13 protein-coding genes are annotated in these 15,523 nt (G+C 50.1%); 7 read left to right on the top strand and 6 right to left on the bottom strand.

Annotated features, from left to right (window positions below):
- Positions 1 to 183: 183 nt before the first annotated feature.
- A complete protein-coding gene (locus tag OGX99_RS12440) occupies positions 184 to 915 on the top strand; it encodes a response regulator (protein ID WP_210905466.1) in 732 nt (243 codons plus the stop codon).
- A 5-nt stretch (positions 916 to 920) separates the two neighbouring features.
- On the opposite strand, the gene OGX99_RS12435 is transcribed toward OGX99_RS12440, so the two are convergent.
- Genes OGX99_RS12435 through OGX99_RS12425 form a run of 3 tightly spaced genes read right to left on the bottom strand, consistent with a single transcriptional unit; the run spans position 921 to position 3,483 of the window.
- Positions 921 to 1,928 carry a carbohydrate kinase family protein gene (locus OGX99_RS12435; protein ID WP_151224614.1) on the bottom strand — a complete coding sequence of 336 codons (1,008 nt, stop codon included), beginning with the start codon at positions 1,926 to 1,928 and terminating at the stop codon, positions 921 to 923.
- Positions 1,925 to 2,785 (bottom strand): ketose 1,6-bisphosphate aldolase, encoded by an 861-nt coding sequence (locus tag OGX99_RS12430; protein ID WP_151218044.1) that lies wholly within the window; start codon positions 2,783 to 2,785, stop codon positions 1,925 to 1,927. Before OGX99_RS12430 ends, OGX99_RS12435 begins: the two co-directional genes overlap by 4 nt.
- 14 nt (positions 2,786 to 2,799) lie before the next feature.
- Entirely contained in the window at positions 2,800 to 3,483 is a 684-nt protein-coding gene (locus tag OGX99_RS12425; RefSeq protein WP_187260071.1) for a D-lyxose/D-mannose isomerase, read from the bottom strand.
- A 533-nt stretch (positions 3,484 to 4,016) separates the two neighbouring features.
- Here OGX99_RS12425 and OGX99_RS12420 point away from each other — a divergent pair.
- The 6 genes from OGX99_RS12420 to OGX99_RS12395 are packed head-to-tail and all read left to right on the top strand — an operon-like array spanning position 4,017 to position 11,917.
- Positions 4,017 to 6,557 carry a type VI secretion system Vgr family protein gene (locus OGX99_RS12420; protein ID WP_286541303.1) on the top strand — a complete coding sequence of 847 codons (2,541 nt, stop codon included), beginning with the start codon at positions 4,017 to 4,019 and terminating at the stop codon, positions 6,555 to 6,557.
- Positions 6,550 to 8,646: a T6SS effector phospholipase Tle3 domain-containing protein gene (locus tag OGX99_RS12415; protein WP_286543700.1), complete on the top strand. Its 2,097-nt coding sequence runs from the start codon at positions 6,550 to 6,552 to the stop codon at positions 8,644 to 8,646. The genes OGX99_RS12420 and OGX99_RS12415 overlap by 8 nt, the downstream gene beginning before the upstream one ends.
- A gap of 9 nt (positions 8,647 to 8,655) precedes the next feature.
- A complete protein-coding gene (locus tag OGX99_RS12410; protein ID WP_286543696.1) occupies positions 8,656 to 9,435 on the top strand; it encodes a T6SS immunity protein Tli3 family protein in 780 nt (259 codons plus the stop codon).
- 46 nt (positions 9,436 to 9,481) lie between these two features.
- Positions 9,482 to 10,261, top strand: a complete 780-nt coding sequence (locus OGX99_RS12405; protein ID WP_286543694.1) for a T6SS immunity protein Tli3 family protein — start codon at positions 9,482 to 9,484, stop codon at positions 10,259 to 10,261.
- Between the two features lies 1 nt (position 10,262).
- Positions 10,263 to 10,523: a PAAR domain-containing protein gene (locus OGX99_RS12400; RefSeq protein ID WP_040234038.1), complete on the top strand. Its 261-nt coding sequence runs from the start codon at positions 10,263 to 10,265 to the stop codon at positions 10,521 to 10,523.
- Entirely contained in the window at positions 10,520 to 11,917 is a 1,398-nt protein-coding gene (locus OGX99_RS12395) for a KPHS_23130 family T6SS system protein (protein ID WP_286543692.1), read from the top strand. The genes OGX99_RS12400 and OGX99_RS12395 overlap by 4 nt, the downstream gene beginning before the upstream one ends.
- A 90-nt stretch (positions 11,918 to 12,007) precedes the next feature.
- Here the strand turns inward: OGX99_RS12395 and OGX99_RS12390 are convergent, their stop codons facing one another.
- The 3 genes from OGX99_RS12390 to OGX99_RS12380 are packed head-to-tail and all read right to left on the bottom strand — an operon-like array spanning position 12,008 to position 15,490.
- Positions 12,008 to 12,949: an ABC transporter substrate-binding protein gene (locus tag OGX99_RS12390; RefSeq protein WP_286543690.1), complete on the bottom strand. Its 942-nt coding sequence runs from the start codon at positions 12,947 to 12,949 to the stop codon at positions 12,008 to 12,010.
- A gap of 29 nt (positions 12,950 to 12,978) precedes the next feature.
- Positions 12,979 to 13,974: an ABC transporter permease subunit gene (locus OGX99_RS12385; protein ID WP_286543688.1), complete on the bottom strand. Its 996-nt coding sequence runs from the start codon at positions 13,972 to 13,974 to the stop codon at positions 12,979 to 12,981.
- Positions 13,967 to 15,490, bottom strand: a complete 1,524-nt coding sequence (locus OGX99_RS12380) for a sugar ABC transporter ATP-binding protein (protein ID WP_151218040.1) — start codon at positions 15,488 to 15,490, stop codon at positions 13,967 to 13,969. Before OGX99_RS12380 ends, OGX99_RS12385 begins: the two co-directional genes overlap by 8 nt.
- Between the last annotated feature and the right edge of the window lie 33 nt (positions 15,491 to 15,523).

Raw genomic sequence — 15,523 nt, 5'->3', positions numbered from 1 at the left:
TTTTTGGTCAAAACCCTGACGAAAAACAGGCTGTCGTCATATTTGACGTGTCGAATCTCCAATACGTGACGCCCCGGCAGTGTGACCGAGGTTATGTTTCCTACACATCCTTGTGCCTTATCGCTGTCACTCTGGGCAGAATCAATCACACTCATTTAAGTTGGCCAGAAATGGGGAAAGATAATGAAGCCAGCCATACTGGTTGTGGATGATGACGTTGCGGTCTGTTCGCTTTTGCAGGATGTGCTGAGCGAACACGTCTTTGCGGTGACTGCTTGTCATACCGGGCAGGAGGCGCTGCGCTGCATTGAGACTCAGCCGGAGATCGCGCTGGTATTGCTGGATATGATGTTGCCCGACATCAACGGCCTGATGGTGCTGCAGCAGGTGCAAAAAATGAGACCCGGACTGCCGGTGGTGATGCTGACCGGGCTTGGTAGTGAATCGGATGTGGTGGTCGGGCTGGAAATGGGCGCTGACGATTACATTGGTAAACCGTTCAATGCCCGGGTGCTGGTGGCACGGGTGAAGGCGGTGCTCAGACGCGTGGGCGTGCTAACGGCTGAAAGCGGCACTCCACAAACCTCGGGTCTTTCTTTTAACGGCTGGCATCTTGATACCGCGGGCTGCCAGCTTCGTAATCCTCAGCAATTGAAGGTGGACCTGACGCAGGGTGAATACAGTCTGCTGTTGGCGCTGGCGCAAAATGCCCGTCGGGTGCTTAGTCGTGAGCAATTGCTGGAACTGACGCGTAGCGACAGTGTTGAAGTGTTTGACCGTACTATTGACGTGTTAATCATGCGGCTGCGGCGAAAAATAGAGAACAACCCGCATCAGCCGATGCTGATCAAAACCCTGCGCGGGCTGGGCTATGTATTCGCCGCCGACGTGCAGCATCACGACAAGGCGGCGTAAACGCCTTATCCGGCATCAGTCATTGCGGCCTTTAACTCTGTCAGCGTTTTTGCGCCGTCTATCGCATTGGCACACAACAAACTGGCTCGCGCGCAGGCGTGCGCTAGCCGGATGCTCTCTTCCAGTGACCAACGTTCATGACAGCCATACAAAAATCCGGCGCAAAACGCATCTCCCGCCCCCACGCTGCCGACAATCTCCTCCTGCGCCAGATACTGTGACGGGATCCAGACGCCTGCCCGATCCGGCGCTTCACCCCAGGCACCTTCCGGACAGTGGATCACCACCCGCTGGTGTACGCCCGCATTCAGCAGTTCGCGCGCGGCGGTAGCGATATGTGGGATATGCAGCTCGCCGTTGGGCTGGCGGATCTCCAGCCCGCTGAACTCTCCGGCTTCCAGCTCGTTAATCACCAGATAATCGAGATGGCGCAGGGCGGGCATCACCAGCGGCTGGTAGCGCGGGTCGCCCTTGCGTGAGACCAAATCCAGCGATGTTTCGAAACCGTTGTCGCGCATTTGCGCCAGCAGCCGAGCGCTACGTGTGCCGTACTCTTCATCTGGCATGTCCAGGCTGTCGAGCAGCAGCAGATAGCCAAGATGGAAGATTTTCATCGAGGTATCCAGTTGCTCAAAAGCGGGCAGATCCAGCAGGCGATTCGCGCCGGGAGAATGAAAAAAGGTGCGCTGACCGCTCGGATCGGTCATCACCTGCGACATTGACGTGGGCGCGAATGTCGTGCGCTGCACGTGTTGGTGATTAACGTGATACTGCTCCAGCATCGCCATAATGTAGTCGCCGTCGCTGTCCTGCCCGATTAACCCCACCGCCTGCAGCGGCAGTCCGGCGTGCATTTTTGCCAGCGTCAGTAGTACGTTCAGCGGCGCACCACCGGTGGCGCGTTCGCTACGGGTGATCTCCGCCAGCCAGCCGCGTTCCGGCCACTGCACAATTTGATGCACATGATCGACCAGCATGTTGCCTGCGGCGATAACGCCTTTGCGTTCCATCAGACCCGTCCCGCGCTGCCAAAAATGCGCATCTGTTCTGAAACGGTATCGGTAATGGCTTCCTCAATGCCGAGCAGCAGTTCGGCGAATTCGTCGTACAAGGGCTGACGATTCGCCATCCGCGTCTCCACTGCCGACAGCGCCGCTTGTGACATGCCAGTATAGAAGTTGATTTTGTGAATGCCGAGTTCAATCGCGCGCTTGAAATCGTCGTCGCTGATGCCGGAACCGCCGTGCAGCACCAACGGGATCGCCGCCTGCTGGCGGATAGTGTCCAGACGCGGGAAGTCGAGTTTGGGTTCGCCTTTGTATTTGCCGTGCGCATTACCAATAGCGACAGCCAGCGCGTCAATTCCGGTTCTGTCGACGAAATCACGCGCCAGCATCGGATCGGTAAACAGTGATTCGTCGGCATGACCGTACAGCGCACCGCCTTCATCACCACCGACTGCGCCCAACTCAGCTTCCACCGACACGCCGACGGCGTGGCACATCTTCACCACTTCGCGGGTCTGACGGATATTTTCTTCGTACTCCAGCGTGGAGCCATCGAACATCACTGAGCTGAAACCTAAGCGTAACGCTCGCACCACCGACTCAAAGTGCAGGCCGTGGTCAAGATTCAGCACTACAGGAATGTCATGTCTGGCGGCTTCGAACTTGACCGCTTCGACCAGAGAATCCAGCGAGATATATTTAAAATGCACCTCGGCAATGTTGATAATAAATGGCGAACGTTCCTGCTTTGCCGCGGCAAACAACGCGCGCAGGAAATGTGAATCCAGAACGTTAAACGCCCCTAAGGCATAGCGGTGTTCGCGAGCATGGGCAAGGCCATCAGCGAGTGAGATCAACGGCATAATGTGCTCCTTGGTTAGCGGAACAGGCGATATTCGTTACACAGCACCAGCAGCGCCGGTTCGTCTTCTTCAATGTCGTTGTAGCGGGAAATCGGTTGCAGAAAATGGTTGTCGTGGTCGTCGTCATTAACAGAAGAGACCTCGCCAACCAGCACGTCACCAAAACCTTCTTCCGCCCAGAAGCTGTGATACAGGCCTGGCGGCAGGCAGATGCTTTCACCCGGCGTCAGGCGCAGTTGACTGCCTGCGGCATGCGTTTGTCGACAACCGTCAATCACCACGCTAACGTCGCTGTCTTCCGTTTGCTCGCGGATCCCTGCATTCCACAGTTCTACAATGAGATTACCGCCGCCGCGATTGATAATGTCTTCACGTTTGCGCCAGTGAAAATGCATCGGCGTGACCTGCGCATCGCGAACGTGCATGATTTTCTCGGCGTAGCATTTCTCGTAAGGCATACCTTTCGGCGAGCCGTTACGCAGGGTGAACAGCGTTAACCCTTGTGCGGCGAAATTGTTGCCGCCGAATGCGGTGACATCCCAACCGAGCTTGAGGTCGAAAACTTCGCTCCAGGCACTGGCGTCGAGCTGGCGCCATTGGGTGGGCGGGAAACTGGCGAAAGGAGGCAGGTGCACGTCGTGCAGAGAAAAAAACTGGCGCGTGTGCCCAAGGATTTCGTTTATTGCGGAGCGTTTCATTGATTCTCCTGTGGCTGATAAGATGACCTTTATGCGGCCCTCTCTCAAAGGAAGAGGGAGAAAATCAAAAGCTTTCCCATGGAAATGGGATACCATCCGGTTACCTCTCCCTCACAGCAGAACAGGGAATGGTTATATTTTATTGTGTTTTTTTATGGGGTAGTGTGATTCATTCAATAAAATGATAAATAAAAAGAATGTTTTTATAAATGTTATTGTAAATCATTGAGTTAATGTGTTCGCTTTTTTATTCGCATCTCAGTTTTCTGGAACTATTGGGATATGCGCGTTGGCATGTTACCTCGGGATGAAAACGAATGATACATAATATAAATAATCTTATTAAAACTGGCTGCTATTGAATATAAAACCTCGTGATTTAATTTGATATATATATCATAATTATATTGTTGTTATTAATAATAACAGCTTGTTTTATTTTAAGATAAAAATAGCCTTTTTATTAGTATTGTTGGTATGCTGAATGAACTTTATTCTTTATGTATTACTGCCTTTCTGCAAGGGATGCGATAATGAAAAAAGGTTCTGGTTTCTATAATCTTGAAGGTATAGTTTCAGATGATAGTATAAATAAATACTTATTAACCCTCAGGGGGACTGTCAGTTTAGGTGTGCTTGATGTTGAATCAATCGATGGAAATGAAAATCTAAGTAAACCATACAGTTATAAAATCACATTTACCTCTAAGCTTAAAGATATCCCTCCTGAATCTCTTCTTAATATTGAAGCCTCGTTACAAATAAGAGCCCCTAATAATAGATGGAGTAAATATATCCAGGGTTCTGCTATGTGGATCAATGAGCGGCAAATAGAAGGGATGATCACATCATGTTCACTTATTAGTACCTCAGCGGATGAATCACTTTACGAAATCAAGCTGGAGCATAAGCTCGCATTACTCTCGCGACGAAAGCGTTCGGCCATTTATTTGAATACAAGCGTTCCTAAACTGGTCACGAAGATCCTCAAAGAGCATCTTTTTGCCGATTATGAGTTCGACTTTGATGAGCTTATTTGTACCTATCCTGACCGGGAAATGATCGTCCAGTGGCAGGAATCAGATTTAGCGTTTATCAGCCGCATCCTGTCGGAAGTTGGGATCTGGTTCAGAATTGAAAATCATCATGCCGTTCCGCACATTATGGTGCTTATCTTCAGTGACTCACAAAGCCGGTACATCTTCGATCAAAAGATTATGCATGCATCACATGCGGGTCTGACAGCCAATGATTACGCGATCGATAAGCTGGTCTCAAAGCACAACGTTGTTTCCGCAGCCGTTAAAGCAAAGAACTTTGACTACCGGCTTGCCAATTCGTTAATACTCAATGCTGATGCCGAGGGAGCTGAACAAACGTCGACGACGTATGGAGTGGATTATCGTTACGCGGATATTCATCACCAGCCGGGATCGAAATTTGCGGAGGAACAACCGGGCGAATCAAGCTGGTTCTACGCCAAACTGCATCACGAAATTATTCTTAATAATCAGTCCGTTTTAAGCGGCGTGACCACCAGTCCGTCGATCGTGCCAGGTATGGTGCTTAAAATCGACGGTACCATTCCGCAGGCGTTCACTTCGGGCTTTGTGGTAACGGCAATGCGAGTGACGGGCAGGCGTGATGCAGCCCTGCAATCCCAACTTTTCGGTATTCCTTACAATGAGCGCGTTTGCTTTCGACCCCAGCCGCTACCCAGACCGCGTATCGCGGGTACGGTTCCGGCAATTGTTTCATCCCGAATAGACAATGACCAATATGCCCACATCGATCTGCAGGGGCGCTATTGGGTGAAGTTTGATTTTGACCTCGACCAACATAGGCAGGGCTATGAAAGTATGCCAGTTCGTCTGGCGCGAGTTTATGCCGGCGATACTTATGGTCATCACTTTCCACTCATTCAGGGTGCGGAGGTCGCCATTGCGTTTGAAGGTGGCGATCCGGAAAGACCTTTCATTGCTCATGCCCTGCATCATGCGCCAAAGCCGGACCCCGTCACCAGCCGCAATAATACCCGCAATGTCATCCGCACTGCGGGTCTCAATAAGCTGCGGATGGAAGACCGGCGCGGGCAGGAACACGTCAAGCTGAGTACCGAGTACGCTAAAACGCAGCTGAACATGGGCCATCTTGTTGATGCAGGTGGTAAGCCGCGCGGTGAAGGCGCAGAACTGCGCACCGATGATCGGGCAGTTTTGAGGGCTGCAAAGGGAATATTGCTGACGACAGAGGCGCAGCCAAAAGCCCAGGGCCAGCAGCTCGACATGAACGAAGTTGTTCAACAGCTACAGGCAGCCCTTGTGCTGGCAACTTCTCTTCAGCAAAGCGCCCTGACGGCGCAAGCGTTAAACGTTGAGATGGAGCAACAGCAGCAGCTTAACGCTTCGCTTCAACAGCTCACCCGCTCGGGGCTGGTGGCCTATGCCGATCACGGTATGGCTCTGCTCACACCGGAAACCATGGCGCTGTCGGCAAACAAAGATCTGTCGCTGAACGCGGCCAACAACGGCAGTTTTAACGTTTTTAAGAAACTCTCCATGGCAGTCGGGCAGGGTTTATCGCTTTTCAGCAGAGCTATCGGGATCAAAATTATCGCCGCAAAAGATGATATTTCCGTCCAGGCGCAGCGCGGCGAAATGGGCCTGCTTTCCGATAAGCATTTCCATATTCAAAGTATGAGCGGCAATGTGACCATCAGCGCCAAAAAGAATATTCAGTTGCTGTGTGGCGGGGGCGGCATTCGAATAAATGAAGATGGCTCAGTAAAAATATTCTCTCCCGCCAAAGTGCAGTTGAAAGGCACCACGCTTGACTGGAGCGGGCCGGAATCTGTTAAAGATAAATCCCCCGTTTTTCAGGAAGACCAGTTTCACCGCCGCATTAAATTACATGGTTATGGAAATACGGACGATGTTCTGAAAAAGACAAAATTCAGACTGACTAAGGCCTCCGGTGAAATCATTGAAGGTGTTACCGACGATGAGGGTATGACGCCGTTACTGGATATGACGGAAATGGATGAAATGAAAATGGAGATTTTGCCAAATGAGTAATAGTCCCTTTAATCCGCGAGTCGTGGCGACAGGTGTACAAGGCGTGCCTAAATCCACCGGTGGAAAAATGGCCGTCTGCGAAGTGGCGGTTAAAAACCCTATGCCCTGCATTGTGATCCTTGTTCATGGCGTCAACGATGTGGGCGAGGCATATCAAAATCAGGAGCAGGGGCTCATTGCCGGCCTGAATGAACGTATGGGCCGCACGGATATGTATCCGCATGAATGGCATCAGTACAAAATGGATATGGGCGATGGCGAGCAGCAGCAGGTGAAAATGCCCGGGCGCAGCCCGGTGATCCCATTTTACTGGGGATATAAACCTGTTGACCATGCAACGTATATTGACGATCAGCGGCGTTATCGCGATGAGCGGGCTAAATCAGGAGACGCCGCAAAACTGCCATACAACGCCTATCAGGAAGATGACAACGCAACGCTGGTAAAGTTAGGACACATTCCTCAAACCACGTTGAAATTTCAGAATGATAATTTCGGCAACGTGCTGGACGATGTGTACGCCAAAGGCGGGGGGACCTTTGCCAATGCGACAACCACTATTCCGGATATGCTAGGCCCTGGCTCCGGCGGCAAAGCGAACGCTGCGGCAGGATTTGTTTCATTTCATCTGAATTCCGGGGATTTTACGCACCCTATTTATGATAACCCGCACCGAATTTATCAGTTTTTTGCCGCGCAGCGGCTGGCCGATTTAATCCTGATGATTCGAAGTGAACCGGCAACGCAATTCGATCCCATTAATATCATTGCGCATTCCCAGGGAACGATTATTACCATGCTCGCCAATATGCTGGTCAAAGCAGCAGGTGCCGATCCCGCCGATTGTGTGATCCTCAACCATTCTCCCTACGCCCTGGAAAAAACGGCTGCTGAAGGGATGACGCCAGGACATCACCAGACGGATCGCGCCCGCCAGCAGACGTTTAAAAATTTCTGTCATTTGATGGCGACCAACGCCAGATATGGCAAGGGGGAATTTCACACGCAGGCCGAGATTGATGAATTAGAAGGCGCAATTTGTCTGAGTAAAACCAATTCTCAATGGCGCAAGAATAAACTTTATACCCGTAATAACTTTGGCAAGGTATATAACTATTTTTGCCCTAATGACAGCGTGGTTTCATTACTTAACGTGCAGGGTTTGGGCTGGCGGGGAGTCCCCCATGACATTGCCAGCGGCATAGACAATCTGCGCCAGCGAGTTTTCTGCGAAAATGGTCCGGAAATAGGCGGCAGCCCACTGAGCGTGCCATTTGAAATGCCGGCGTTAAAAAAGGATTGTTTTGATCAGGATACGCTGGCGACCAGACAATATACGTTTGCGGATGTGGTTGTGAATGGTGAGCAGCTCCCCGTCACCTTCAGACACCAGTTACAGGGCGCGGGAAGTCAGTATAAATATTCGATAGCGCCGGGTTCACCGGATCAGGACATCTCATTTTCGGCAAAAGCCACGGTTACTGCGCGTACTGAGACAGATTTCAAAAATCTCAGCGGCGCAGGTTTCGATTATTTACAGCCGGGTCAGGAATTAACGCCTGCAGAACTCGCGATGTTCGCCAAAAAATATGCTAAGCCTTATACCAAAGGCGTTGTCCTGGGCGGGGGATACAATAAGACCGTGCAGCTTATTTATGAGAAAACGCCGGATGAGCTGCAAAGAGAATGGCTGCAATCAGAACAGGTTGGTTACAGCCAGCATTCCTCTATTGTTATGTCGAAAGATGCCCCCGCGAAAGCGATGGCCTTCGATCTGGCGGTGGGGATATGCGGGGCATTTGATTACGAAAATGGTGAGTTCTGGGTAAAACTACTTCGCCGTGGGGACTGGCGTATGAAGCTTAATGGTTTTCAGGAAGCAGTTGATTATTATAGTACTGGAAAGTTGAACAAAGACCATTCGAAAGATTTCATGAACAGGCCAAATGATATTTTACCAAAAGGGCAATTTGGTGTGGTTAACGAATATTATCATTCAACAACGGTTAAACCTGCCAGACATAATGAAATATACAATACCGAGACTTCCAATCTGCAATGGGATATGCCAGACCCACTTAACGTTTAAGGATGAATTATGAAAAAGGGAAGTGCGTTAAAAATAATAATCGGAGCATTCTCGCTATGCGTTATCGCTGCCTGTACAAAAAAAACGCCGTCACAGATAATTTATCGCTACGATGATAACCGGTATCTGGAGCTAAAGGGTTTCGATTGCGAAGGGGCGCTTTGGTATCATGATACCAGGAGGAATATACATAAGGAATTAGTAAATGGCGTGTATTCAACGTATCAGATCTTTTCCGGTGTATATATTCACCCATCAGATAAGTATATTCTGATACCGCGATGGGAACCTGGGGCATATAAAATATCTAAAGACTACGGGCAAACGTGGCAGGTAGCATCTTATATGTCTCCCTTCCAGGGGCAGGAGATAAATTCAGATGGGAATATGGTCGACAGACCGGAAGGAAAAGAAATCAAAAGAGTGGTGGTGGTCAATAATCAGGCATTTATTACCACCTCGAAAAATCATTTGTATATGAGTTCATACCCTTTTGACGACCCGCGTTTAAAGCCGGGTGGTCCGGGTATAGATTATCAATACTTCGATGATACGTATTATCTCTACAGGCCTGGCAAACATAAATCCAGTGGTGAGTATGTGAGCGCCCATATGAGGCCTGAATCTCCTGGGCGCGCCTGGGGAACGGTGGTGTTTATGAAAGCATCCTTAGCCCATTTAACGGAGGGCTATAAGGCCAACTATCAAAACCTGCCGGACAAAGAACCAGACGTGGTGGGCTATAAGGGCTGGACCCGGATGTACTGCGATATGGATGCAGGGAAATAATCTGCAATGGGATATGCCCAAACCGCTTAACGTTTAAGGATGAATTATGAGAAATGTGAAATTGGTAAGAGCAATTATTGGAGCGATTTCACTATGCGCTATCGCTGCCTGTACAAAAAAAATACCCACACAGGTCATTTATCGCTACGATGATAACCGGTATCTGGAATTAAAAGGTTATAATTGTGAGGGAGCACTCTGGTATCATGATATTACAAAAAATATCCATAAAGAGTTGATTGATGGTCGCTTTGCTTCCTTCAGAATTTTCTCCGGAACCTATATTCACCCTTCCGATAAATATATACTTATCCCAAACTGGGAGCCAACGGCTTATCTGATATCTAAAGACTACGGGCAAACATGGCATGTAGCAAAGTATATGTCTCCCTTCCAGGGACAGGAGATAAATTCAGATGGGAATATGGTCGACAGACCGGAAGGAAAAGAAATCAAAAGAGTAGTGGTGGTCAATAATCAGGCATTTATTACCACCTCGAAAAATCATTTGTATATGAGTTCATACCCTTTTGACGACCCGCGTTTGAAGCCGGGTGGTCCGGGTATAGATTATCAATACTTCGATGATACGTATTATCTCTACAGGCCAGGCAAGCATAAATCCAGTGGCGAGTATGTGAATGCCCACATCAGACCTGAATCTCCTGGATATGCGTGGGGTATGGTTATTTTTATGAAAAAAGGACTGGACAGTCTTGTTGAGTCAGAAAAAGCAAATTACCAAAACCTGCCGGACAAAGAACCGGAGGTGGTGGGCTATAAGGGCTGGACCCGGATGTACTGCGATATGGATGCAGGGAAATAATATGAAAGGTGTAATCAGACTAAATGACCCGCTGGAAAACGGTGGGTATGTGAACAAAGCTTCTGGTAGCAAGTTTATGGGAATTCCTGTGGCTTTAATGGGGGATACTGTTTTTTGTATTGCGCATAAAGGGACCTTTCCCATACTTGATTTTGAACCAACCTGGACAATGGACGGTAGAGGCGTTGTTGTGGATGGGTGTAGGGCTGCATGCGGTTGTGCAATAAAAACCACACTGCCAACGGCGGGGACAAGCAAATGAATAAATGGAAGATACCAAACAAGAATCCGTATCAGGATGTAGGAAAATTTCCGCTGATTACTATGCTGGCCATTAGCTTTGCTATTTTTTTGGTTTTTATAACATACCGTATATTAAACTGGCAGCAGGGAGAAAAAGTAACTGATGAATTGATATCGATTACATTATCAACCCCGTTGATACTAGTATTAGTGATCTGGTGCGTTGTAGGGATGGTTTACTGTTATATAGCTTATCCATTTTGTTATGCGGGTTTCCTTGAAAAATATGGTATGAACCGATGGCAAAATTGGGCCAGACAGGCGTTACCTCTTTTAGATTACTCATCAATTCTTCCTGTATCAGAGCTGGCACTAAAGATGCAAAAACTAGAGGATGAGGCACCTACAGGCGCCGCAACGCCGTTAAGAATTGCTATTGAAGTTGATTCTATGGATGATGTCAGAGTTGATAAAGTACTAAGGCAGTTGATCGAGCCACTCAAAAACTCTCTTGTTAGACAATATTCACCCTTTAAGACCTGGCTATATGTTAAGGGAGCAGATGACTCTATAGGTAATAGCTTTAAAGCGGTGCTTGAAAGCTTGAGCGTACCCAAAGATAAAATTGGGGAAATAAAAATCCTCCATGAATGCCCTGATTATTATTTAATCAACGACTGGATTGGTTTTAATATGTTTGAAAATAATCTAATTGTTACAGTTGAATTGCACAGCGAAAATGATTCTGATTTTTTTGAAAGTGCAAACGCATTTGTTTTCACCGATGACAGATTACTTGAAAGTAAAGATACACCATTATATTTATTACGCATGATGGACAGCACGCCGTATTATCTCGATGAAATAGTGAATATATATCTCTCTGCTCAGCAAGTGGTAATTGATAAAATTAAAAGATTATGGTTTAGCTCGCTGGATAAACAGTCAAAATTCGTAATGTCTGGCGCAATAGAAAATGCAAAAACGGGCATTCTTCCTTATAGCAGATATGAGTTGGAAACCGTCACCGGGAAAAGCTCTGAGGTTCAGCGCTGGGTCGTATTAGCGTTGGCTGCGGATGCTGCAAAATACGGGCAAGGACACCAATTATTCGCCAGTAAATCTGCAGACATTATTCAGTCCGGGATAATCACGGCTAAATATCCAGGGCGTAAACCTGCTCCTGACATAGCAGACTTCTCGAATTATTGGAAAATCATATCCGCATGCTCAATTATTTTATGGTGTACTGGGTATCTCTGTTTAGTGTCAGAGGAAACCCTCAACATTCATCCCTGGTATTCTATTGTTCCTTTTGTGGTTGGTATATTGTTTATTTTTATAGCGGTATTGTTTTTTTCTATTTTCGTGAGTAATAAAATTGAGCAGGAAATGGGTATTTACTATTCTTAGTTTTTATGAGGAAAGCGCCCTGACGGGCGCTTATTCTTCAATTTCTTTTACTGTCTTTACCGTAGGGAGAGGTATCAGGCGGCCCAGCACTTATTTCACCGTCCAACCCTTATAACTGCCGACGTTGTTTTTATCGATCATCGTCACTGGGATCAGCACGGGTTCTTTCGGGGCGGGTTTCCCCTGTAATATGTCATAACCGATTTCGACCGCTTTGGCAGCCATCACCTGCGGATCTTGTGCTGGCGTCGCCATAAATAGTGAGTTTTCGCGCTTCAGGGCTTCTTCGCCGTCCGGGCTGCCGTCTACGCCGACAATAAAGAATTCGCTACGTTGCGCCTGCTTTGCCGCCAGATCGGCACCGATCGCCGTGGGATCGTTAATGGCGAATACGCCGTCGATCTTCGGATTCGCCGCCAGCAACGCGGTCATGATCTCCAGCCCGCCTTCGCGACTGCCTTTGGCGTTTTGGTTATATGACAGCACCTTGATGTCAGGGTGGCGTTTAAACTCGGTCTGGCAGCCTTCCACACGGTTCTGGACGGCAGATACCGGTGGCCCGTTGATAATGACCACGTTGCCTTTGCCTTTCAGACGGTCGGTAATATATTTACAGGCCATTTCTCCCGCCTGGGTGTTATCGGAGGTGATGGTGGCGTCTGCGCCTTCCGCCGCCACGTCAACGGCGACCACCACAATCCCGGCGTCTTTCGCGCGTTTTACCGCCGGGCCGATGCCTTTGGAGTCGGCGGCGTTCAGGATAATCATGTCGACTTTGGCGGCAATAAAGTTGTCGATTTGCGACACCTGCTGGCCCAGATCGTAGCCGCTGGAAACCAGCGTCACTTTAACGTTATCACCGGCCAGTTTGCGTGCTTCCAGCTCCGCGCCTTTGGTTATCTGCACGAAGAACGGGTTGGCCAGATCGCCCACCGTAACACCGATGGATTTCAGTTCTTTTGCCTGTACAAACGGAGCGCTAGCAAGCAGTGCGCCAGCACAGAGCGCGGTGACTAAGGGCTTCAATCTCATGCTGTATTCCTCGAAGTAAGATGTTGTTGTTATGCACTTTGATGGTGTCGGGTACGGTATTTGTCGATCAGCACCGCTATGATGATCACCGCCCCTTTGATCACCAATTGCCAGAAATAGGAGACGCCCATCAGCGTCATGCCGTTATTCAGCGTGGCGATAATCAGCGCCCCCACCAGCGTGCCAGTGATGGTGCCGATCCCGCCAACAAAGCTGGTGCCGCCGAGGATCACCGCGGCGATGGCGTCCAGTTCGTAGCCCATGCCTAAGTTGCCGTTGGCGCTGTACAGCCGCGAGGCGCTCATCACCCCGCCAAGACCCGAGAGCAAACCGCTCATGCCGTAGACGAACATCAGCACCAGCCACACTTTAATCCCGGTTAGGCGCGCGGCCTGCATATTGCCGCCAACCGCATAGATATGAACGCCGAGTGTGGTGCGCCTAAGAATGAACCAGCACACCACCACCACCGCCAGCGCAATCACTACCAGCCATGGAACCGGACCGAGATAGTTATTGCCGATCCACTCAAAGCTGATGTTGGAGTTAATCACCGTCGTGCCGTCGGCCAGCAGGTAGGCCGCACCGCGCAGCGCGGTATAGGTTCCAAGCGTGACGATAAACGGCGGCAGGCCAGCAAAAGCGACCAGCGCCCCGTTAAACAACCCCAGCAGCATGCCGAGCAGCAGCGCAGCAGGGACTGACAGCATGGCAAATTCCGGGATCAGCGAAACCACCATCGCCGCGACTGCGGTAGTGCCGAGAATGGAGCCAACCGAAAGATCAATGCCACCGGTTAAAATAATGAAGGTCATGCCAGCGGCCAGCACGATGTTGATCGACGCCTGGCGGGTAATATTCAGCAGGTTGCTTTCGGTAAAAAAGTTTGGCGCGATAAAGCTAAATACCGCCACAATCAGGATAAGAATCGGCAAGATACCGACCGTTTGCATCAGATCGCTCATCAGCATTTTTTTCGCGGAGGCGGATTTCGCCACCTGCTGGGGAGTGGTTGGATTATTCATGGGACACCGCCTGATGATGGGAGTCGTTCACGCCGGTTGCCAGCGTCATAATATTTTCCTGGGTAATACTTTGTCCGTTCAGCTCGCCGGCAATGCTGCCTTCACGCATCACATACACGCGATCGCTCATCCCGACCACTTCCGGCAGTTCGCTGGAGATCATCAGGATCGCCACGCCTTTGCGCGCCATATCATTCATGATCCGGTAGATCTCGCTTTTGGCACCGACGTCCACACCGCGCGTCGGTTCATCGAGGATCAAAATGCGTGGGCCGATCGCGACCCAGCGCGAAATCAACAGCTTTTGCTGGTTGCCGCCGGATAGCCCGCCCGCACGGACCTGCGCATGCGGGACGCGAATATTGAGCAATTTGATGGCGTCATCAGAAATTGCCTGCGCCTTTTTGCGATCGAGCATGCCCCAGGTGGCGTCGCGCTCCAGCGTTGCCATGGTGATGTTCTCTGCCGCTGCCAGCTCCAGAAAGAGTCCCTGTTCTTTGCGGTTTTCCGTCAGAAAACCGATGCCGTGGTCAATCGCCTCGCGCGGGGAGTGGATCACTACCGGTTCACCGTCCACTTCAATCATGCCGCCGATGGCTTTACGCACGCCAAAAATCAACTGTGCCAGTTCAGAACGCCCGGCGCCGACTAAACCCGCAAGGCCGACAATCTCCCCGGAGCGTACCAGTAAGCTGCACGGCTGGACTTTATTGCCGTCAGTCAGGTGGTGGACGTTGAGGCGCGCTTTACCTAAAGGAATATCGCGCTCTTTGTTGAACAGATCGCTTAACGGACGGCCTACCATCATGCGCACCAGTTCCGAGGCGTTGAGTTTGTCGCGGGTCAGGCTGCCGACGTATTGCCCGTCGCGCAGGACGCTGACGCGATCGGAGAGCTCGTACACTTCCGCCATGCGGTGGCTGATGTAGATAATCGCCATCCCCTCATCGCGCAGGCGCATAATCAGTTCAAACAGGCGGTGGGTTTCACGTGAGGAGAGGGCGGCGGTGGGTTCATCCATCACCAGAATGCGGCTGTTACGGTGCAGGGCGCGAGCGATTTCTACCTGCTGCTGTTCGGCGATGGTCAACGTCATCACGCGATCGCTGGCCTTAAACTGGGCGCCGAGTCGGTCGATGACTTTCTGCGACTGTATCACCATCTCTTTACGCTGGACCAGACCGCCGCGCGACAGTTCGCTGCCAAGAAAGATATTTTCCGCCACCGTCAGGTTTGGCGCGAGCTGCATCTCCTGGTAAATCAGCGTGATGCCTGCGCTAAGCGCATCTTTTGGCCCACGAATGTGGAACGGCTGACCGTCAATCAGGATCTCCCCGCTGGTGGCGGTATAGGCGCCCGCAAGGATCTTCATCAGAGTGCTTTTCCCTGCGCCGTTCTCACCCATCAGGGCATGAATCTCACCGGGCCAAACCGTTAAATCGACCCCTTTTAGCGCATAAAATTTGCCAAACGCTTTGGCAATGTTGCGCATCTCCAGAACCGGTGTCCTGCTCATGGCGGATCTCCTGTGGGGTGGCCGATATCAGCA

This window comes from Citrobacter sp. Cu096 (assembly GCF_030332285.1).
GTDB classification, from domain to species: Bacteria; Pseudomonadota; Gammaproteobacteria; order Enterobacterales; family Enterobacteriaceae; genus Citrobacter; species Citrobacter meridianamericanus.
This window is presented reverse-complemented; position numbering and strand designations above follow the sequence as displayed.